The organism is Streptomyces sp. NPDC127129 (genome assembly GCF_042671585.1).
GTDB lineage: Bacteria > Actinomycetota > Actinomycetes > Streptomycetales > Streptomycetaceae > Streptomyces.
The window spans coordinates 265,505-285,341 of record NZ_JBHXTV010000006.1 but is presented as its reverse complement, the minus strand read 5'-3'; the positions used below and the strand labels follow the sequence as shown (position 1 = coordinate 285,341).

Annotated in this window: 22 protein-coding genes; 11 read left to right on the top strand and 11 right to left on the bottom strand. The window is 74.4% G+C overall.

Going from position 1 to position 19,837, the window contains the following annotated elements:
• The first annotated feature begins 31 nt into the window (after positions 1–31).
• The 4 genes from ACFVGW_RS14320 (at position 32) to ACFVGW_RS14305 (ending at position 5,785) form a co-directional block, all read left to right on the top strand.
• On the top strand, positions 32–1,543 hold the full coding sequence (locus ACFVGW_RS14320) for a cobalamin biosynthesis protein CobG (protein WP_385852162.1): 1,512 nt from the start codon (positions 32–34) through the stop codon (positions 1,541–1,543).
• 14 nt (positions 1,544–1,557) lie between these two features.
• The gene (locus ACFVGW_RS14315) at positions 1,558–2,193 is read left to right on the top strand and encodes a precorrin-8X methylmutase (protein ID WP_352187374.1); all 636 of its coding nucleotides are present in this window, start codon (positions 1,558–1,560) and stop codon (positions 2,191–2,193) included.
• Positions 2,190–3,698, top strand: a complete 1,509-nt coding sequence (locus ACFVGW_RS14310; protein WP_385852161.1) for a precorrin-2 C(20)-methyltransferase — start codon at positions 2,190–2,192, stop codon at positions 3,696–3,698. Before ACFVGW_RS14315 ends, ACFVGW_RS14310 begins: the two co-directional genes overlap by 4 nt.
• Positions 3,699–4,093: 395 nt before the next feature.
• Positions 4,094–5,785: a PA14 domain-containing protein gene (locus ACFVGW_RS14305; protein WP_385852246.1), complete on the top strand. Its 1,692-nt coding sequence runs from the start codon at positions 4,094–4,096 to the stop codon at positions 5,783–5,785.
• A gap of 41 nt (positions 5,786–5,826) precedes the next feature.
• Here ACFVGW_RS14305 and ACFVGW_RS14300 read toward each other — a convergent pair whose 3' ends face one another.
• Positions 5,827–6,561 carry a cobalt-precorrin-6A reductase gene (locus ACFVGW_RS14300; protein ID WP_385852160.1) on the bottom strand — a complete coding sequence of 245 codons (735 nt, stop codon included), beginning with the start codon at positions 6,559–6,561 and terminating at the stop codon, positions 5,827–5,829.
• A gap of 12 nt (positions 6,562–6,573) precedes the next feature.
• Between ACFVGW_RS14300 and ACFVGW_RS14295 the strand changes: the two genes are divergently transcribed.
• Together ACFVGW_RS14295 and ACFVGW_RS14290 are read left to right on the top strand one after the other, a co-directional pair.
• A complete protein-coding gene (locus ACFVGW_RS14295) occupies positions 6,574–7,692 on the top strand; it encodes a cobalt-precorrin-5B (C(1))-methyltransferase (protein ID WP_383224118.1) in 1,119 nt (372 codons plus the stop codon).
• Between the two features lie 81 nt (positions 7,693–7,773).
• Positions 7,774–7,848 carry a 50S ribosomal protein bL37 gene (locus ACFVGW_RS14290; RefSeq protein ID WP_099895366.1) on the top strand — a complete coding sequence of 25 codons (75 nt, stop codon included), beginning with the start codon at positions 7,774–7,776 and terminating at the stop codon, positions 7,846–7,848.
• A gap of 409 nt (positions 7,849–8,257) precedes the next feature.
• On the opposite strand, the gene cobM is transcribed toward ACFVGW_RS14290, so the two are convergent.
• Genes cobM through ACFVGW_RS14275 form a run of 3 tightly spaced genes read right to left on the bottom strand, consistent with a single transcriptional unit; the run spans position 8,258 to position 10,413 of the window.
• Positions 8,258–9,007: a precorrin-4 C(11)-methyltransferase gene (gene cobM, locus ACFVGW_RS14285; protein WP_385852159.1), complete on the bottom strand. Its 750-nt coding sequence runs from the start codon at positions 9,005–9,007 to the stop codon at positions 8,258–8,260.
• A complete protein-coding gene (cbiE, locus tag ACFVGW_RS14280; protein WP_385852158.1) occupies positions 9,004–10,251 on the bottom strand; it encodes a precorrin-6y C5,15-methyltransferase (decarboxylating) subunit CbiE in 1,248 nt (415 codons plus the stop codon). The genes cobM and cbiE overlap by 4 nt, the downstream gene beginning before the upstream one ends.
• A gap of 33 nt (positions 10,252–10,284) precedes the next feature.
• A complete protein-coding gene (locus ACFVGW_RS14275) occupies positions 10,285–10,413 on the bottom strand; it encodes a DUF6126 family protein (protein WP_385852157.1) in 129 nt (42 codons plus the stop codon).
• A 122-nt stretch (positions 10,414–10,535) separates the two neighbouring features.
• On the opposite strand from ACFVGW_RS14275, the gene ACFVGW_RS14270 reads away from it, so the two are divergent.
• The 4 genes from ACFVGW_RS14270 to ACFVGW_RS14255 are packed head-to-tail and all read left to right on the top strand — an operon-like array spanning position 10,536 to position 13,148.
• Positions 10,536–11,627, top strand: a complete 1,092-nt coding sequence (locus ACFVGW_RS14270; RefSeq protein ID WP_385852156.1) for an LLM class flavin-dependent oxidoreductase — start codon at positions 10,536–10,538, stop codon at positions 11,625–11,627.
• 3 nt (positions 11,628–11,630) lie between these two features.
• The gene (locus ACFVGW_RS14265; protein ID WP_383224129.1) at positions 11,631–12,257 is read left to right on the top strand and encodes an FMN reductase; all 627 of its coding nucleotides are present in this window, start codon (positions 11,631–11,633) and stop codon (positions 12,255–12,257) included.
• A 50-nt stretch (positions 12,258–12,307) separates the two neighbouring features.
• On the top strand, positions 12,308–12,730 hold the full coding sequence (locus tag ACFVGW_RS14260; protein ID WP_385852155.1) for a universal stress protein: 423 nt from the start codon (positions 12,308–12,310) through the stop codon (positions 12,728–12,730).
• 46 nt (positions 12,731–12,776) lie between these two features.
• The gene (locus ACFVGW_RS14255; protein ID WP_385852154.1) at positions 12,777–13,148 is read left to right on the top strand and encodes a VOC family protein; all 372 of its coding nucleotides are present in this window, start codon (positions 12,777–12,779) and stop codon (positions 13,146–13,148) included.
• A 48-nt stretch (positions 13,149–13,196) separates the two neighbouring features.
• Here the strand turns inward: ACFVGW_RS14255 and ACFVGW_RS14250 are convergent, their stop codons facing one another.
• Both ACFVGW_RS14250 and ACFVGW_RS14245 read right to left on the bottom strand, forming a co-directional pair.
• On the bottom strand, positions 13,197–14,063 hold the full coding sequence (locus ACFVGW_RS14250) for an ABC transporter permease (protein ID WP_385852153.1): 867 nt from the start codon (positions 14,061–14,063) through the stop codon (positions 13,197–13,199).
• Positions 14,060–15,028 (bottom strand): ATP-binding cassette domain-containing protein, encoded by a 969-nt coding sequence (locus ACFVGW_RS14245; RefSeq protein WP_385852152.1) that lies wholly within the window; start codon positions 15,026–15,028, stop codon positions 14,060–14,062. The genes ACFVGW_RS14250 and ACFVGW_RS14245 overlap by 4 nt, the downstream gene beginning before the upstream one ends.
• Before the next feature lie 157 nt (positions 15,029–15,185).
• Between ACFVGW_RS14245 and ACFVGW_RS14240 the strand changes: the two genes are divergently transcribed.
• Positions 15,186–15,725 carry a hypothetical protein gene (locus tag ACFVGW_RS14240; protein WP_385852151.1) on the top strand — a complete coding sequence of 180 codons (540 nt, stop codon included), beginning with the start codon at positions 15,186–15,188 and terminating at the stop codon, positions 15,723–15,725.
• Here ACFVGW_RS14240 and ACFVGW_RS14235 read toward each other — a convergent pair.
• From ACFVGW_RS14235 to ACFVGW_RS14215, 5 genes are all read right to left on the bottom strand, one after another.
• Positions 15,668–16,087 (bottom strand): hypothetical protein, encoded by a 420-nt coding sequence (locus ACFVGW_RS14235; RefSeq protein WP_385852150.1) that lies wholly within the window; start codon positions 16,085–16,087, stop codon positions 15,668–15,670. The two genes, ACFVGW_RS14240 and ACFVGW_RS14235, sit on opposite strands and share 58 nt — an antisense overlap.
• A gap of 149 nt (positions 16,088–16,236) precedes the next feature.
• A complete protein-coding gene (locus ACFVGW_RS14230; RefSeq protein WP_385852149.1) occupies positions 16,237–16,686 on the bottom strand; it encodes a RidA family protein in 450 nt (149 codons plus the stop codon).
• Positions 16,683–17,888 (bottom strand): MFS transporter, encoded by a 1,206-nt coding sequence (locus ACFVGW_RS14225; protein WP_385852148.1) that lies wholly within the window; start codon positions 17,886–17,888, stop codon positions 16,683–16,685. Before ACFVGW_RS14225 ends, ACFVGW_RS14230 begins: the two co-directional genes overlap by 4 nt.
• 89 nt (positions 17,889–17,977) lie before the next feature.
• Positions 17,978–18,451 carry an RrF2 family transcriptional regulator gene (locus ACFVGW_RS14220; protein WP_383224345.1) on the bottom strand — a complete coding sequence of 158 codons (474 nt, stop codon included), beginning with the start codon at positions 18,449–18,451 and terminating at the stop codon, positions 17,978–17,980.
• Between the two features lie 16 nt (positions 18,452–18,467).
• Positions 18,468–19,808, bottom strand: a complete 1,341-nt coding sequence (locus ACFVGW_RS14215) for a PLP-dependent aminotransferase family protein (RefSeq protein WP_385852147.1) — start codon at positions 19,806–19,808, stop codon at positions 18,468–18,470.
• Positions 19,809–19,837: the final 29 nt, after the last annotated feature.

Below are 19,837 nucleotides of genomic sequence, written 5' to 3'. Positions count from 1 at the left end.
GGCCCGGGTGGTCACCCGGATTCACGTCGGTATGCTCGCCGCCATGCCGCCCACCACGCCCCCTGCGCCCAACCAGGGCGAACCTCTCATACGGGACCGTGGCGACGCCTGCCCCGGGGCGCTCCGACTGCACCCCGCCGACGACGGCCGCCTGGCCCGACTGCGCCTGCCCGCAGGACTGTTGACGTCTCGTCAGGTCGAGGTACTGGCGGACGCGGCGGATGCGCTCGGCGACGGCCGGGTGACGGTGACGTCCCGGGGGAACGTGGAGCTGCGGGGCCTCGGCGAGGGCTGCGGCGCGGAACTGGCGGACCGCCTGGCCGAGGCGGGCCTTCTGCCCTCGACCACCCACGAACGCGTCCGCAACATCGTCGCCTCCCCGACGGCCGGACTGGACGGACTCGGCTACGCGGACGTGCAGTTGTGGGCCCGGGAGCTGGACGCGCTGCTGTGCGCGGAAGCCTGGACGGCGGCCCTCTCGGGCCGCTTCCTCTTCGCCCTGGACGACGGCCGCGGTGACGTGGCGGGCCTCGGCGGAGATGTGACCTTGATCGCAGAAGCGGGGCCCTCGGCGGGCGGGGGCGACGCGCTCGTGCATGTCGGCGGGCAGGCGTTCCGCGTCGCGGGCGCCGACGCGCCGCGCGCCGCGCTCGCCGCGGCCGACGCCTTCCTCCGGGCCGCGCAGGCCGCCGGGAACGGCGCCTGGCGCGTACGGGAACTCCCGGGCGCCGCGGGAGGGCACACCGGCGCCCGTACTGATCCGGACGCCGGCCGAACGACCAACGGCCCGACGACCGACAGCACGACGGTCCACGGCACGACGGCCGGCAGCACGACGGCCGACAGCACGACGGTCCACGGCACGACGGTCCACAGCACGACGGCCGGCAGCACGACGACCCACGGCCCGGTCGGCCGTCCCGGGCCGGACGCCCGCGCCGCCGGCCGGCCGGCTGCGGACCGCCCCGTGGACGCCGCCGGCGGGTCCTCCGCCGCCCCCCTCGATCTCGCCGCCGCGTTCGCGCGGGCCGGGGTCGGAGCGCGCGCCGTCGTGCCCGCGCCGCCGGTGCCGCACGCCGGGCCGCCCGTGCCCGGAGCGCTCGGTGGTCGCGCGCTGCACGTACTCGCGCCCCTCGGGCGGCTGACCGCCGCCCAGCTGAGGGCGCTGCTGCCCGCCGACGAGGTGCGGCTCACGCCGTGGCGCGGGGCCGTCGTCGTCGGGGCCTCCGACGGGCGGCTGCCGGAGCTCGACGCGGCCGGGCTCATCACCCGGCCCGCCGACCCCTGGGCCGGCGTGAGCGCCTGCACCGGGCGGCCCGGCTGCGCCAAGTCCCTCGCGGACGTGCGCGCCGACGCCACCCCGGGCGACGGCGGTCTCCCCGTCCACTTCTCCGGGTGCGAGCGGCGGTGCGGCCACCCGCAGGGCCGCACCTGGGTCGACGTCGTCGCCACCGCCGACGGCCGCTACCTCGTGGACGGCCGCCCCACCCCCCGTACAGACCTTCCCCACGCCGTCGCGGCGGCCCGCACCCCAACGAGATGAGCGAGAGCAACAGGATGTTCGACTACGAGAAGGACGGCGCGGAGATCTACCGCCAGTCCTTTGCCACGATCCGCGCCGAAGCGGATCTGGCGGGTCTGCCCGCCGACGTCAGCCAGGTCGCGGTGCGCATGATCCACGCCTGCGGCATGGTCGACCTCGTCCGCGACCTCGCGTACTCGCCCGAGGTCGTCTCCCGCGCCCGCGCCGCCCTGCGCGCCGGCGCGCCCATCCTCTGCGACGCGCAGATGGTCGCCAGCGGCGTCACCCGTAAGCGGCTGCCCGCCGACAACGACGTGGTCTGCACGCTCTCCGACCCGTCCGTGCCCGCGCTCGCCGCCGAGCTCGGCACGACCCGCAGCGCCGCCGCGCTCGAACTCTGGCGCGACCGCCTCGAGGGCTCCGTCGTCGCCATCGGCAACGCGCCGACCGCCCTCTTCCGTCTCCTGGAGATGATCGAGAAGGGCGCCGGGCGTCCGGCGGCCGTCCTCGGCATCCCGGTCGGGTTCATCGGCGCCGCCGAGTCCAAGGACGCCCTGGCCGCCCAGACCCTGGGCCTCGACTACCTCGTCGTACGGGGCCGGCGCGGCGGCAGCGCGATGACCGCCGCCGCGATCAACGCCATCGCGACCGAAGCGGAGATCCAGGCATGAGCGCCGACGCCCCCGGCAAGCTGTACGGAGTCGGCCTCGGCCCGGGCGACCCGGACCTGATGACGCTGGCCGCCGTGAAGGCCATCGCCTCCGCCGACGTGATCGCGTACCACTCCGCCCGCCACGGCCGCTCCATCGCGCGCTCGATCGCCGCCGAGCACATCCGCGAGGAGCACGTCGAGGAGCGGCTGATGTACCCGCTCACGGTGGAGACCACGGACCACCCCGGCGGCTACCGCGGCGCGCTCGACGACTTCTACGAGGAGGCGGCCGCCCGCCTCGCCGCCCACCTGGACGCCGGCCGCACGGTGGCCGTGCTCGCCGAGGGCGACCCGCTCTTCTACGGCTCGTACCAGCACATGCACAAGCGGCTCGCGGACCGCTACGACACCACCGTCATCCCCGGTGTCACCTCGGTCAGCGCCGCCGCCGCCCGGCTCGGGGAGCCGCTGTGCGAGGCGGAGGAAGTCCTGACGATCATCCCCGGCACCCTGCCGGAGGACGAGCTGACGGCCCGCCTCGCGGGCACGGACTCGGCGGTCGTGATGAAGCTCGGCCGCACGTTCCCGACCGTGCGGCGCGCCCTGGAACGGGCGGGACGGCTGGAGGACGCCCGCTACGTGGAGCGGGCGTTCATGGCGGGCGAGCGGACGGAGGTCCTCTCCGAGGTCGACGCGGAGACCGTGCCGTACTTCTCGGTGGCCGTGCTGCCCTCCCGTATCGACGCCGTCACCCCCGAGTCCCGGGAGACCGGCGGCGAGGTCGTCGTCGTCGGCACGGGCCCGGCGGGCGCGCCCTGGCTGACGCCGGAGTCGCGCGGCGCGCTGGTGAACGCCGACGACCTGGTCGGCTACACCACGTACCTCGACCGGGTCCCGGCGCTCCGTCCCGGCCAGCTCCGGCACGGTTCGGACAACAAGGTCGAGTCCGAGCGGGCGGAGTTCGCCCTCGACCTGGCCCGGCGCGGTCGCCGGGTCGCGGTCGTCTCGGGCGGCGACCCGGGCGTCTTCGCGATGGCGACGGCGGTGCTCGAGGTGGCGTCGGAGGAGCGGTACGCGGACGTTCCGGTACGGGTCCTCCCGGGCGTGACGGCCGCGAACGCGGCGGCGGCCGCGGCGGGCGCCCCGCTGGGCCACGACTACGCGACCCTCTCGCTCTCCGACCGCCTCAAGCCCTGGGACGTCATCGCGGCACGGCTGCGCGCGGCGGCCTCGGCGGACCTGGTCCTGGCGCTCTACAACCCGGGTTCGAAGTCCCGCACGCACCAGGTGGCGGCCGCCCGTGACCTGCTCCTCGAACTCCGCTCGCCCGAGACCCCGGTGGTCGTGGCGCGGGACGTGGGCGGCCCGGAGCAGTCGGTACGGGTGGTGACGCTGAAGACGCTGGAGCCGTCCGAGGTCGACATGCGGACGCTGCTGCTCGTCGGCTCGTCCCAGACGCGCGCGGTCGAACGCGGCGACGGCCGCACGATCACCTGGACGCCCCGGCGCTACCCGGAGGCGTAGAGGGCAACGGCCGGCCGTGAGTGGGGGCGGCGCGGCATGACGGGGCGGCTGCCCCTGCCCGCGCCGACGGCTGACGGCTGGCGGCCGCTGCCGTCGCCCACGCTGACGGCCGGCGTCTGGCCGCTGCCCGGGGATGGCGGAGGCGGCTGCCGCTGCCCGCGCTTGACGGCTGGCGGCAGCCGTCGCCGCGCGGCGGTGGGCCCACGACTGTCGCGCGCCCCCGAACACGGATCCGGAGCGCCCGGGCCCGAGTTCCAGCTGCCGTCGAAACCCCTGGTCGGGAGCGGGTCGGGGCGGTAGAGTCCCGCTCCGGCGGATCACCGGCCCCACCCGTACCGCAGCCCCCCACGGTTCACGCAGTTCGTGTCGGTCCGGAAAGGCCCCCTCTCTCTGTGATGATTCGTACCCGGCTGAGCGCGCTGGCCACCACGGCCGCCCTCGCCACCGCCGGCGGTCTGCTGACCGCCGCCCCGGCCTCCGCGGCCGGCGTCACCTGTGACGCCCTGTCGTGGCGGGCGGAGTTCTTCCCCAACACCTCGCTCAGCGGCACGCCCCAGCGCACCCCGTGCGACGCCGTCATCGACGAGAACTACGGCAGCGGCGACCCGGCGGGCGTCACACTGCCCGCGGACAACTTCTCCGCGCGCTGGTCCATCACCCGTGACTTCGGCTCCGGCGGGCCCTTCACCTTCTCCGCCGCGACGCAGGACGGCATCCGTGTGTATCTCGACGGGACGCGCGTGATCGACCTGTGGCAGAACGTCTCCACGACGCAGACCAGGACCGTCGACCTCACCGTGCCGGCCGGGCGGCACACCCTCCGTGTGGAGTACGTGGCCTTCACGGGCACCGCGAACGTCGCCTTCTCCTACGCGCCCCGCACCTCGTCCGTCGTCGACCAGGTCTCGCCCCGCGCGCCGCTCCGTGCGTCGGCCGCCTACGACCGGGCTGCGGACCGGGCGACGGTCCGCTGGCTGCCGAACGCGGAGATGGACCTCGCGGGCTACCGCGTCTACCGCCGCCTGGCCACGACCGAGTGGACGAGGGTCAGCGGGGTCGAGCCGGTCGCGGGGCGCTCCTTCGCCGACTCCCCGCCCACCACCGGCGAATCGTTCCTCTACGAGGTCCGTGCCGTGGACAAGGCGGGCAACGAGTCCGTGGGCAGCACGGACGTGACCGTGACGAGCACGGACCGGACGGCCCCGGCCGCACCGGCCGGGCTGACGGCGACCGACCGGCGGGCCGGTGTGACGCTGGCCTGGCAGGCGGTGTCCGGCGCGTCGAAGTACTCCGTGTTCCGGCAGCGCGTGCCGGACACCGACGAACCCACGTCGGTGGAGCAGGTCGCCACGGTGACGGCCCCCACATGGACGGACGGGACGGTCGTCGAACGGGCCCAGTACGAGTACTGGGTGGCCGCCGTCGACGCCGCCGGGAACACCTCGCCGAGGACCGGAGTGCTCGCGTCCCACCGCGACTACACGGCGCCCGCCGCACCGACCGGGCTGACGGCCGTGTTCGAGCCGCGTAACGGCGTCGTCGTCCGGTGGACGCCGTCGACGAGCAAGGACGTCGCCGGTTACCGCCTGTACCGCTTCGGCGAGCTGTACCGGGAGACCGCGGGCAGCAGCTACACCGACCTGTCGGTGGACCACGGCACCACGTACACCTACACGGTGACGGCCGTCGACGCTGCGGGCAACGAATCGCCCGTCACCGGCCCGGCCTCCGCGACCACCGACGGCGACCTCGTCGCTCCCGCCGCCGTCACCGGTCTGAAGGCGACCCCGCGCGAGGACGGCGTGCTGCTGGAGTGGGAGCCGAACTCGGAGCCCGACCTGAAGCGGTACGAGGTCTTCAAGGCCGTACGGCACGAGGACGACGAGGGCGGCCACGTCTGGCTCGCCCACCGCGTCGAGTACCTCAGCGAGGACGCCACCTCGTTCCTCCACGGCAGCGCGGCGGACGGCGAGACCGTGATGTACGGAGTCTTCGCCGTGGACGACTGGAACAACGTGCTCCCGGTCGGGGACGCGACCGTGAACTGGGTCGAGGTCACCGAGCTCGGCACCCCCGACGCGGGCTGAGTCGGGCGTCGTCCGCCTCCGCGTCCCCGACGCGGCCGGGTTCAGGCCGCCGTTCGCCCGCGCACCCAGGCGGCGGCCTCCTCCGGGGTCGCCGCCACCGGTACGCCCTGCGGGACCGGGGGGCGGCGGACGATGACCACGGGGATGCCCGCCTCGCGGGCGGCGGTGAGCTTGGGGGCGGTCGCCGCGCCCCCGCTGTCCTTGGTGACGAGCACGTCGATGCCGTGCCGGGCGAGCAGCTCCCGCTCTCCCTCCAGGGTGAACGGCCCCCGGTCCAGGAGGACTTCGGTGCGGGCGGGCATGGGGGGCTCGGGGGCGTCCACCGACCGTACGAGGAACCACTGCGGGCGGTCGGCGAAGGCGGCGAGCCCCATCCGGCCGGTCGTCAGGAACACCCTGTCGCCGAGCCCGTCCAGGGCCCGCGCCGCCTCCTCCAGGGAGGAGACCGGGTGCCAGTCGTCCCCCGCCGACGGGACCCAGCCGGGGCGGCGCAGGGCGAGCAGGGGAACATGGGCGGTGGCGGCCGCCCGGGCCGCGTTGAAGCTGATGGTCTCCGCGAAGGGATGGGTGGCGTCGATGAGCGCGTCCACGGCGTGCGCGCGCATCCAGTCCACGAGCCCGTCCACGCCGCCGAAGCCGCCGATCCGGACCTCCCCGACGGGCAGCCGGGGGGCGGCGACCCGCCCGGCGAGCGAGCTGGTGACCCGTACGGTGTCGTGGAGTCGCGCGGCGAGGGCGCGGGCCTCGGTGGTCCCGCCGAGAATGAGTACGTGCACGGGAGCCCTTTCATGAGCGCAGGCGGCGGGCGCGACGCCCAACTCAAGCACACCGGTCTGCGCCCCGGGTGGACGACCGGGGCGTGCGCGACGGCGGCGACGACGGCCGCGTACACGGCGCTCCTGACGGGCGACTTCCCCGACCCCGTGACGATCACGCTGCCGAAGGGCGGGCGTCCGGCGTTCGCGCTCGCGGCGGAGGAGCTGACGGCGGACCACGCCATGGCGGCCGTCGTGAAGGACGCGGGTGACGACCCGGACGTGACGCACGGAGCGCTGGTCCGCTCGACGGTACGGCTCCTCCCGGCAGGCTCGGGCGTCGTGTTCCGCGCCGGTCCCGGCGTCGGTACGGTCACCCTGCCGGGCCTGCCCCTGGAGGTCGGCGAGCCGGCGATCAACCCGGTCCCGCGGCAGATGATGCGCGAGCACGTGGCGGAGGTCGCGGCGGCGCACGGCGCGGGCGGCGACGTGGAGATCACGGTCTCCGTCGACCACGGCGAGGAGATCGCCCGCTCGACGTGGAACCCGAGGATCGGGATCCTCGGCGGCCTGTCGATCCTGGGGACGACCGGGATCGTCGTGCCGTACTCCTGCTCGGCGTGGATCGACTCCATCCGCCGGGGCGTGGACGTGGCGCGCGCGGCGGGACTGACACATGTGGCGGGCTGCACCGGCTCCACCTCGGAGAGGACGGTGACGACGCTCTACGACCTGCCGGAGATCGCCCTGCTCGACATGGGCGACTTCGCGGGCGCCGTCCTCAAGTACGTCCGCCGCCACCCGGTCGACCGCCTCACGGTCTGCGGCGGCTTCGCCAAGCTCTCCAAGCTGGCCGCGGGCCATCTGGACCTCCACTCGGCCCGCTCCCAGGTCGACAAGACCTTCCTCGCGGAGCTGGCCCGCACGGGCGGCGCGTCGGAGGACCTCGCCGCGGAGATCGCCGCGGCGAACACGGGCCTGGCGGCGCTCCGCCTCTGCGAGGCCGCGGGCGTCCCTCTCGGCGATCTGGTGGCCGCCCGCGCCCGCGACGAGTCCCTGACGGTCCTGCGCGGCGCCCCGGTCGCGGTCGACGTCGTCTGCATCGACCGCGCGGGCACGGTGGTGGGGCGGTCGGCGCCGGCGGGGCCGTAGCGGGCACCTGCACACCGGATGCGGGGTGCACCGGCCGACCCTAGGCTGGCCACGGCAGAACCCCTATCGAGAGGGAGTCCCATGGCGAAGCGAGGCAACAAGAAGCGTGCCCGCAAGAAGAAGAAGGCGAACCACGGCAAGCGGCCGAACGCCTGAAAGCCGGGGCCGGACACCCACGGGGTGTCCGGCCCGGGCGCGTCCGGGGGTGCGGTTCCGGCCCCTCGGACCCCATGCCGTGCGCCCGGCCGGCCCGCCCCCGGACCCGGTGGGCCGGCCGACGAGCTGCCGGGGCCTGTGGGCCACCGGGGCCGGTGGTCCGCCCGGGCCGCCGGAGCTTCCGGACCCGGTGGGCCGCCAGGGCTGGCGGGCCGCCAGGTCCTGTGGGCCACCCGGGCCGGTGGTCCACCCGGGCCGGTGGTCCACCCGGGCCGGTGGTCCGCCCGGGCCTGCATGCCGCCGGACCCGGTGGGCCCCCGCAGCTTGCGGGCCACCCGGGCCGGTAGACCACCCGGGCCGGTAGGCCACCCAGGCCTGTGGGCCGCCGGGGCTGGCGGGTGGAGCCCGGTCAGCAGGTGTGGCGGTCCCTCGCCGGGTCGTAGAGGTGGCTGTCGCGGAACTGGGAGGCCGCCAGCGTGCGGCCGACCAGGATCACCGCCGTCTTCGTGATCCCCTCCTCCTTCATCTGTCCCGCGATGTCCTCCAGCGTGCCCCGCAGCACGATCTCGTCCGGGCGGCTGGCCATCGCCACGACCGCGGCCGGGCAGTCCGCGCCGTAGTGGGGGAGCAGCTCGGCGACGACCCGGTCGGCGTACCGGGCCGCCAGGTGGAGCACCAGGAGGGCGCCGCTGCGGCCCAGGGTCGCCAGGTCCTCGCCCTCCGGCATGGGCGTGGCCTGCTGGGCGATGCGGGTGAGGATGACGGTCTGGCCCACCGTCGGGACGGTGAGCTCCCGCTTGAGCGCGGCCGCCGCGGCGGCGAACGCCGGGACGCCCGGGACGACCTCGTACGGGATGTCCAGCGCGTCGAGCCGGCGCATCTGCTCGGCGACCGCGCTGAAGACGGACGGGTCGCCGGAGTGGAGCCGTGCCACGTCCTGCCCGGCCTCGTGGGCGCGGACGATCTCGGCGACGATCCGGTCCAGGTCCAGGTCCGCGGTGTCCACCAGGCGCGCGTCCGGCGGGCACTCGGCGAGCAGCTCGCGCGGGACCAGGGATCCCGCGTACAGGCAGACCCCGCAGGCGGCGAGGGTGCGGGCGCCCCGCAGGGTGATGAGGTCGGCCGCGCCCGGGCCCGCGCCGATGAAGTAGACGGTCATGCTCCAGCTCCTGCCTTCGTTACGGACCACTGTGTGACCGGCATCGCCTGGCGCCAGCCGGTGAAGCCGCCCACCGGAACGGCCTGGGCGACGGCGAGCCGGACCAGCTCCCCGCCGTGCTCGCCGTACCACCGCGCGAGCAGCGCCTCGGACTCCAGCGTCACGGTGTTGGCGACAAGGCGTCCGCCCGCGGGCAGGGCGTCCCAGCAGGCGTCGAGCAGCCGCGGCGCGGTCAGGCCGCCGCCGATGAAGACGGCGTCCGGGGTGGGCAGGCCGGCCAGGCCGCCGGGTGCGGCCGCGGTCACGACCCGCAGCGCGGGGACGCCGAGGGAGGCGGCGTTCCGCTCGATCCGGGCGGCCCGCGCGGGGTCCTTCTCCACGGCGACGGCCCGGCAGGACCGGTCCGTACGCATCCACTCGATGCCGATCGAGCCGGAGCCGCCGCCGATGTCCCACAGCAGCTCCCCCGGCGCGGGGGCGAGCGCGGCGAGCGTCGCCGCGCGGACGTACCGCTTGGTGAGCTGGCCGTCGTGCTCGTACGCCTCGTCCGGCAGCCCGGGTACGGCGCCGAGGCGCGGTGCGCCGGGCGAGCGGACGAGGTCGAGGGCGATCACGTTCAGCGGGTCGGCCGACTCGTGCGGCCAGGTGTCGGCCGTGCCGTCGACGATCCGCTCGCGGTCCGAACCGAGCTGTTCCAGGACCCGGATCCGGGTCCCTCCGAAGCCCTTCTCCCGCAGCAGCGCCGCGACCGCGCCGGGCGTTCCGGCGCCCTCGCTCAGGACGAGGACCCGGCGGCGGTCGTGCAGGGACGCGGAGAGCGCGGCGAGGGGGCGGCCCACCAGCGAGACCGTCTCCACGGCCTCCAGGGCCCAGCCGACGCGGGCGCAGGCGTACGACACGGAGGAGGGGTGCGGGAGGACCCGCAGGCCGGCGCGGCTCTCGGCGTCCAGCGTCTCGACGAGCGTGCGGCCGATCCCGTAGAACATCGGGTCGCCGCTGGCGAGCACCGCGATCCGCCGGCCCTGGTGGGCGGCGAACAGTCCGGGGACGGCGGGCCGCAGCGGCGAGGGCCAGGCGATCCGCTCACCGGGGCACTCGGCGGCGGGCAGAAGGCCGAGCTGACGGGGGGCGCCGATCAGGACCTCGGCGGCGCCGAGGACGCGGCGGGAGCGCGCGGGAAGGCCGTCCCAGCCGTCCGCGCCGATCCCGACGACCGATATCGCAGCTGGAGGAACGGTACTCACGTCGGCGAACTCTACGGGAGGCCCTTCCCGCCCCTACTTCTGGGCGTTCTGGCCCACGTGGAAGAGGAGCCAGACGAAGCCGGCGAACGCGTGCGTGGCGAAGACGTACACGAAGACGCGCAGGGCGACGCCGCGTTCCTTCCAGCGCTCGTAGTCGGACATGGGCACCAGCGTACGGGCCGGGGAGAGGCCCCGGCGGGTGCGGGAATGGGACGCGGGGATGCGCGGTTGAGCGAGATAGTTTACGATTCAACCAACAGCCCCCGAGGCGAGAGGTGAGCACGATGCAGTTCGGGATCTTCACCGTCGGTGACGTGACGACCGACCCCACGACCGGCCGCACCCAGAGCGAGCACGAGCGGATCAAGAACACGGTCGCCATCGCGCTCAAGGCGGAGGAGGTCGGGCTCGACGTCTTCGCGACCGGCGAGCACCACAACCCGCCGTTCGTGCCGTCCTCGCCGACCACCCTCCTCGGGCACATCGCCGCGCGGACCGAGAACCTGATCCTCTCCACGTCCACGACGCTGATCACCACCAACGACCCGGTGAAGATCGCCGAGGACTACGCCACCCTCCAGCACCTCGCCGACGGCCGCGTGGACCTGATGATGGGCCGCGGCAACACCGGCCCGGTCTACCCCTGGTTCGGGCAGGACATCCGCCAGGGCATCCCGCTCGCCATCGAGAACTACGCCCTCCTCCACAGGCTGTGGAGGGAGGACGTCGTCGACTGGGAGGGCAAGTTCCGCACCGCGCTCCAGGGCTTCACCGCCACGCCCCGCCCGCTGGACGGAGTCCCGCCGTTCGTCTGGCACGGCTCCATCCGCTCCCCCGAGATCGCCGAGCAGGCCGCGTACTACGGCGACGGTTTCTTCGCCAACCACATCTTCTGGCCCAAGCAGCACACCGAGAAGATGGTCCGGCTCTACCGCCGGCGGTACGCGCACTACGGCCACGGCACGGCCGAGCAGGCGATCGTCGGCCTCGGCGGCCAGGTCTTCATGCGGAAGAACTCCCAGGACGCCGTACGGGAGTTCCGCCCGTACTTCGACAACGCGCCCGTCTACGGCCACGGCCCGTCCCTGGAGGAGTTCACCCGCGAGACACCGCTGACGGTCGGCTCTCCGCAGGAGGTCATCGAACGCACCCTGTCCTTCCGGGAGTACGTCGGCGACTACCAGCGCCAGCTCTTCCTGGTGGACCACGCAGGTCTGCCCCTGAAGACCGTCCTGGAGCAGCTCGACATCCTCGGCGAGGAGGTCGTCCCGGTGCTGCGCAAGGAGTTCGCCAACCTGCGGCCGGCCGGCGTCCCCGAGACCGCGCCGCTCCACCCCGCCGTCACCCGCACCGCCACCGAGAACCAGGAGGCGTAAGCCATGCAGACCCTGAAGCTGGTCGCCGTGTCGGCCGGTCTGAGCAGCCCCTCCTCCACCAGGCTGCTCGCCGACCGCCTCGCCGGGGCGGCGAAGGCGCGGCTCACCGAGCAGGAGTACATCGTCGAGGTCCGCGTGATCGAGCTGCGGGACATCGCCGTCGACATCGCGAAGAACTTCGTCACGGGCTTCCCCTCCGGGGCGCTCCAGGAGGCGATCGACGCGGTGACCGGTGCCGACGGGGTGATCGCCGTGACCCCCGTCTTCACCGCCTCGTACAGCGGTCTGTTCAAGTCCTTCTTCGACCTGATCGACCCGGCCGCGCTGACCGGCACGCCCGTGCTGATCGGCGCGACCGGCGGCACGGCCCGGCACTCCCTCGTCCTCGACCACGCGCTGCGCCCTCTCTTCGCCTATCTGCGGGCGCTCGTCGTCCCGACGGCCGTCTACGCGGCCTCGGAGGACTGGGGTTCGGGCGGCGACGAGTACACGGACGGCCTGCCGTCCAGGATCGCCCGGGCGGGCCACGAACTCGCGGACCTGGTCGCGGCCAGGGGCCCGGCGGGCGGCGCGGACGAGGACGAGATCGTGCCCTTCGAGCGGCAGCTCGCCGACCTGCGCCTGGATTGATCCGCTCGTACGTTGGGGGCAGATGTGCCGTACGACGAGCGGAGACCGACATGGCCGGCAGGATCGTGGTGGGCGTGGACGGGTCGGAACCGTCCCTGAAGGCGCTGAAGTGGGCGGCCGCCCAGGCCGCCCTCACCGGGGACTCCCTCCAGGCGGTGATCGGATGGGAGTACCCGGCGTCCTGGGCGGCCGCGCCCGGGGTGCCGCCGGACTTCAACCCCGAGATGCTCGCCGAACAGTTCCTGGACGAGTCACTGGCCAAGGCGCTGGACCCGGCCGTCGCCGCCGGCGTCACCCGCACGGTCGTCGGCGGCAACGCGGCCCAGGCCCTGATCGACCAGGCCGAGGGCGCGACCCTGCTGGTCGTCGGCGACCGCGGCCGCGCCGGCTTCAAGGCCGCGCTGCTGGGCTCCGTCTCCACCCGGGTGACCCAGCACGCCCCGTGTCCGGTCGTCGTGGTCCGCGGCGAATGAACCCGGTTGCCGTGCAACCGGCCGCCGGCGGGCGCATGATGCCCTCATGGACATCAAGCTGGAACTGATCGGCGTGCCCGTCACCGACATCGAGCGGGCCAAGGCCTTCTACGAGCAGGTGGGTTTCCATCTCGACCACGACTTCCCCGTCAGCGAGGACATCCGCTTCGTCCAGATGACCCCGCCCGGCTCGGCCTGTTCCATCGCCTTCGGGAAGGGCATCACGGAGATGAAGCCGGGCTCCCTCGACAACATGCAGGTCGTCGTCACGGACATCGAGGAGGCCCACGCCGACCTCAAGCGGCGCGGTGTCGAGACCACCGAGATCGACGACCAGCCGTGGGGCTCCTTCGTCTACTTCGCCGACCCGGACGGCAACCGCTGGGCGGTCCAGCAGACCACGCCGCGGGGGCAGTGACGCCGTACGGCGGTGACCCCGTACGGCGGTGACTGCTTGCGGCAGTGACTACTTGCGGTTGTAGAGCCGCATCGTGATCGCACCGAAGACGACCACGAACACCGCGGACCATCCGAGCGACCAGGCGATGTCCGCCGCCGGCCAGTTCCCGGCCATCAACTCCCGTACGGCCGTCGCCACGTGCGTCACCGGGCTGTTGTTCACGAACGCCTGCAGCCAGCCCGGCATCGTGCTCGGGTCGACGAACACGTTGGACAGGAACGTCAGCGGGAAGATCACCATCATGCTGACGCCCATGACCGACTTCTCGCTGCGCAGCATCAGTCCGAACATCGTCCAGATCCACGAGAACGCGAACGAGAACACCAGCAGGAGCGCGACACCCAGCAGCACGCCGGCCACCCCGCCGTCCGGCCGGTAGCCGATGATCATGCCGACCGTGAGCATGACCGCCGACGCGATCAGATAGCGGACGACGTCGCCGAGGAGATAGCCGACCATCGGCGCGGGCCGCCAGATCGGCAGCGTGCGGAAGCGGTCGAAGACGCCCTTCTCGATGTCCGTGTTGACCGAGACACCCGTGTACATCGTGATCATCACGACGCTCATCACGAGGATGCCCGGCAGCAGGAACTGGATGTACGCCGAGACCGAGCCGGCCAGCGCGCCTCCGAAGAGGTACGTGTACATCAGCACCATCATGATCGGGAACGCCGTCACGTCGAACAGCTGCTCCGGCACGTGCTTGATCTTCAGCATGGCCCGCCAGCCGAAGGTCATCGACGCGGAGACCGCGCTCGGACGCGGCGGACGGGTCCCGCCCACGAGCAGCGCCGCGAGTTCGTCGGCCTTCGGGGCGACGAAGTCGAGCGCGTCGGTCGTCTGCGCGTCCTTGCCGGTGGTGACGGTGGTCATGCCGTCGTTCCTTTCCTGTCCGTCAGTGCCAGGAACACCTCGTCGAGGCTGGGCTGGCCGAGCGCGAAGTTGTCGACCGTGATCCCGGCCCGCGACAGCTCCGTCAGCGCCCGCGCCGCCTGCTCGGCGGCGCCGAGGTCCGTGCCGTGGCCGTCGACGGTGGCGGTGAGGGCGACCGGGTCCGGGTCGAGCTGGACCGTGGCCTTCAGCGCGTCCCGCAGGACCCGCTCCGCCTCCGGGCGCTGTTCGGGGTCCCGGAGCCGTACGTGCACCGATCCCGAGCCGACGGAGGCCTTGAGCTCGCCCTTCGTCCCCTCCGCGATCACCTTCCCGTGGTCGATGACGGCGATACGGGAGGCGAGCTGGTCCGCCTCGTCCAGGTACTGGGTGGTGAGGAGCACGGTGGTGCCCTGGGCGACGACCGCGCGGACGATGTCCCAGACCTGGTTGCGGCTGCGCGGGTCGAGGCCGGTGGTCGGTTCGTCGAGGAAGAGCAGGTCGGGCGTGTTGAGGATGGACGCGGCGATGTCGATACGGCGCCGCATGCCGCCCGAGTAGTTCTTGATCTGCTTGTCGGCGGCCTCCGCCAGCCCGAACGCGGCGAGCAGCTGCGCCGAGCGGTCCCGGGCGGCGGGCCGGCTGTGGCCGAGGAGCCTGCCGAGCAGGACGAGGTTCTCGGTGCCGGTGAGGTCCTCGTCGACGGAGGCGTACTGCCCGGTGAGACTGACCCGGCCGCGCACGGTGTCGGCGTCATCGACGACGTCCTTGCCGAAGACCCGGGCCCGGCCGCCGTCGGGGCGCAGCAGGGTCGCGAGCATCTTGACGGCGGTGGTCTTGCCCGCCCCGTTGGGGCCGAGGACGCCGTAGACGGTGCCGGCCGGGACACGCAGGTCGATCCCGTCGACGGCACGGTTCGTGCCGAAGACCTTGACCAGGCCCTCGGTCTCGATGGCGAGGTCGGTCATGCGCGTGCCTCCAGGCTGCCGGATGCGGTCCGCTCCACCCAGTCTCCGACGGACGCGGCCCGTATGCCAGAGAACGACCCGATCTCCCCCGTACGGTGGAGCCGGCCGGGCCCGCACGACGACGACCCGGCCCCCGCCCCGGCGGCACGCTGAGGGCATGCCGAAGATCAACGCCCTGCCCGGCGTGCCCCGTTGGGCATCCCTCGCCGCCCACGCCGTGCCGCTGATCGTCCTCCCCTCGGGGATCTGGCGGATCGCGCTCACCCTGGGGCTGCCCGTCGCCCGCGTCGACGACCCCGGCCTCGCCCAGAACGTGTTCCAGATCGTGCTGACCGTCGTCGCCGAACTGCTCGCCTTCCTCACGCTCGGCCTGGTCCGTCCCTGGGGCGAGGTGCTGCCGCGCCGGCTGCCCTTCCTGGGCGGACGGCCCGTCCCGGCCCGCGCGGCCACCGCGGCCGCGCTGGGCGGGGCGTTCGGGCTCTTCGCCCTCACGGGCTGGTACACGTACGTGGCGGTCGCCGGGATCGGCGCGGACGCCGCGGGGACCCACACCGAGGGGCCGGTCCAGGAGGCCCTGTTCCTGGCCTGCTACCTGCCCCTGGCGGCCTGGGCCCCGCTGCTCGCCGCCGTCGCGGTCGCCTACCGGCGCCGCCGCGCCACGGCGCGCTCCACGGCCGCGACGTCCTCGTGGGTGTAGAGCCAGTAGAACGCGGCGATGATGGTCCCCGCCGCGACGACGAGACCGAGGACGGTGGCCGAGAACACGCTCGGTCCCGAGAGGCTGAAGAGGAAGCCGACGGCACAGCCGGTGAGCACGCCCCAGGCCGCCGCGTGCACTTCGCGTGGCAGGACGTGGCCCCACTCGCGCAGCGCGTACACGGCCCCCGCGAGCACGGCTCCGGAGACGATGCCGAGGACGACCTCACCCCAGTCGATGATGCCTCCGTCACGCACGATCGCCGCCGCCCAGAAGCCGTAGGCGAAACCCAGCGTGAGGGGCAGACCCAAGCCGTAGGTACTCAGGTGCCGCCCGGTGGGCACCGCTGCGTGTGCGGCCATGGCAGGAGCTCCTTCACTCTCGCCCCCCTGCACCCTCTAGGGCACACCCGAAGCCCCCGCCGCCGCAACCGGGCGGGGCGGGGGCCGGTCCGGGGCCGGGCGGGGTGGAGCCGGGCGGGGTGGGGTCAGGCCGGACGGGGGCCGACGGGTCAGCCTGCCGGGCGCACCGCGACCGCGTCGATCTCGAAGAGCATCCCGGGCAGCGCGAGCGCGGCGACGCCTTGCAGCGTCTGCGCGGGCAGCCGGTCGCCGAAGGCGCCGTGCAGCGCCCCGCCGAGGACCTCCAGCTTCGCGAGGTCGTGATCGACGATGTACGAACCGAGGCGGACGACGTGCTCGAAGCCCAGCCCCACGCCCTCCAGCGCGCGCCGGAGGTTGGTGAAGGCCAGCCCGACCTGGGCGGCGAAGTCGCCGGGGACGGGGGCGCCGGTCGCGTCGGAGGCGTACTGGCCGCCGATGAAGACCAGCTCGCCGGGGGCGGAGACGGCGTGGCTGTAGCCGAAGGGGGACGGGTCGTGGAGGGTCGCCGGGTTGGTGATCGTGCGCCCGTCGGTGGTGGCGGTGGTCGTCGTGGTGCCGGTGGTGGCGGTGCTGGTCATGAGGTGTGCTTCCTTCCGGAGAGTACGGCCGCCAGGCAGGCGGCCAGGGTGAGCGCGGCTCCCGCGAAGAGCAGCGCGGTGAGCGTGGTCGCGTCGACGAGCAGCCCGCCGAGGAGGGCGCCGAGCGCGATCGAGAGGCAGAAGACGCTGACGTGGAGGCCGGTCGCGGTCTCCACGTCCTCGGGGGCGGCGGCCATGAACCAGGACTGCAGCCCGACGGAGACGCCGCCGTACGCGAGCCCCCACAGGAGCAGCAGCGCGGCACCGGCCGCGGTCGTGCCGCCGGCGAGGGCGAGCGCGAGGAGCGCGGCGGTCAGGCCGGCGGAGAGGACGGCGAGGGTACGGCGGGGGGAGCGGCCGGCGCCGGGGCCGGCGAGGAAGTTCCCCGCCACGCCCGCGAGTCCGTACCCGAGGAGCACCACGCCGACGAGCCGGCCCGAGACGTGGACGTGCTCGGCGAGCACGGGCCGGACGAAGGAGTACGCCAGGAAGTGGCCGGTCACGAGGAGGAGGGTGAGCAGCAGCCCGGTACGGACGCGCGCGTTGTCGCGCGGCAGCCGCACCAGCCGCCCGAACCCGTCCGCGGCTGCGGAAGCGCCCCGCCCGGCCGTGCCCGGCAGCCTCGGCAGCAGCGCGAACAGGGCCGCCGTCGCCACGAGTGCCATCACCCCCACCCCCGCGAACGCCCCTCGCCAGCCGGTCCATTCCGCGGCCGTGGTGGCAGCCGGGACGCCGAGTACGGAGGCGGCCGAGACGCCGCCGAAGACCACGGCGGTGGCGCGTCCGACGTCGGCGGCGGGGACGAGCCGGGGTGCCAGGCCGCCCGCGAGGGCCCAGAAGCCGCCGATGGCGACCCCGAGCAGCACCCGGGCGCCGAGGACGACCGCGATGTGTCCGGCCGCCGCGGTGGCCAGGTTCGCGACGGCGACGAGGGCCATCAGGCCGACGAGGACCGTGCGCCGGTCGGCCGCGGCGGCCCGCACGGCGATCAGCGGGGCGCAGACGGCGGCCACGAGACCCGGGACGGTCACCATCAGGCCCGCCGTACCGGCGGAGACCCCGAGGTCGGCCGCGACCGGGGTGAGCAGGCCGACCGGCAGCAGCTCCGCGGTCATCACGGTGAAGATGCCGAGGGTGACGGCCGCGACCCGGGCCCGGTCGCCTTGCCGCGCCGGCCTCTTCTCAATCTGGATACTTAACATCCAGAATTACCCCCTTGGAAAGCCCTCCCGGCGAAGGGAGGGCGCGTCGAACAGGGACCCGGCGGGTCCGCCGGACCGTGCGGGCCTCGTCAGGTGTTGGCGAACCAGTGGCGGATGCGCTCCGGGGCCGCGGGCGCCTGGAGCTCCGCCCGCTGCCGTACGTCGTCCAGGGTGCGGGCCGCCAGCTCGCGCCGCCAGGCCAGCTCGGCCGCCCCCATCGCGCCCGCGATCGCGCACTCGGCCGCGTAGCTGCCGGCCGGTCCGGCACCGGGCCCCTGCTGCCGGATCTCGGAACAGCGGAACGCCTCCTCCGGGCCCTCGATCGCCGTGACGACGTCCATGAGCGTGATCCGGTCGAGCGGCCGGGCCAGCCGGAAGCCGCCCTTGGGGCCCGAGACGGAGCTGACGATCCCGGCCCGGGAGAGGGCCTGGAGCTGCTTGTTGAGGTAGGCGGAGGGCAGCTCGTGGTAGGCCGCGAGCCGCGCCGCCGTCACCGCCCGCTCCGGCCCGATCCAGGCCAGGTTGAGGCAGCTGTGCAGCGCCCACTCCACGCCCTCGTTCATCCTCATGTTCTGGATATTAGATGTCCAGGATGCCGGAGGCAAGTCCGGCGAGCCGCCGCAGCGCGTCGTCCAGGACCGGGAGCGGAGGCGAGGCGAGCCCCACCCGCACCGCGCCCGCCGCGCCGCGGCCGGCCGCCGCGAAGTCCGCGCCCGGGGTCAGTGCGATCCCGCGCTCCGCCGCCGCGGCCACGAAGGCCTCGGCCCGCCAGGGCGCCGGCAGCTCCCACCAGCAGTAGTACGCGTGCGGCGAGGTGCGGATCTCGTACCCGCCCAGATGCCGCCGGACCAGCGCGTGCCGGGCCGCCGCATCCGCGCGCTTCGCCTCCGCCACCTCCGCCACCGTGCCGTCCGCCGCCCACCGGGTCGCCGCCGCGAGCGCCAGCCCGCCCGCCGTCCACGCGCCGGAGCGCAGCGCCCGCGCCAGCTCCTCCACCAGGCCCGCCGGAGCCACGAGATGGCCGACGGTCAGCCCGGGCGCCAGGCGCTTGGAGAGGCTGTCGACGAGCACCACCCGTTCCGGGGCGTGGGCGGCCAGCGGAGCGGGGGCGTCCGGCACCAGGAAGGCCCAGGTGGTGTCCTCGATCGCGGTCAGCCCCGACTCCCGCAGCACGCCCGCCAGTTCGGCCCGGCGCTCCGGACCCGCCGTCACGGAGAGCGGGTTGTGCAGGGTGGGCTGGACGTACACGGCGGAGAGCGAGCCCGCCCGGACCGCCGCGGCCAGCGCGTCCGGCCGCATCCCCTCCCCGTCGAGCGCGATCGGCACCAGCCGCACCCCCAGCCGCTCCGCCACCGTTCTGACCAGCGGATACGTCAGCTCCTCCACACCCAGCACGCCCCCGGGCGGCACCAGCGTCGCGAGCGCCGCCGCGATGGCCTGGCGGCCGTTTCCCGCGAAGAGCACCCGCTCCGGGTCGGGTTCCCAGCCCGGCCGCGCGAGCACCCGTACCGCGGCGGCGCGCGCCCGAGGCGTCCCCGCGGCCGCCGCCGGACCGTTCGTCGCCCCGCCCAGCACATCGGCGCGGGCCAGCGAGACGAGCGCCCGCGCCATCAGCTCCGACTGCCCGGGAGCCACCGGGTAGTTGAGCTGGAGGTCGACCGGCGCGTGCCCGGTGGCCTCGGCCAGCGCGACCGCGGCCCCGGCCGGCGGCGGAGCCGCCCGTACGAACGTGCCGCGCCCCACCTCGCCCACGACCAGGCCCCGGCGCGCCAGCTCTCCGTAGACCCGGATCGCGGTCGAGTTGGCGATCCGCTGCCGCCGGGCGAACACCCTCTGCGGCGGCAGCCGGTCGCCGGGGCGCAGCCGCCCGTCCGCGATCCGCTCCGCGACCCGGTCGGCGATCCGGCGGTACTCGTCCATCGGGCCCCTCTCTCATTGCACCGAGAGCA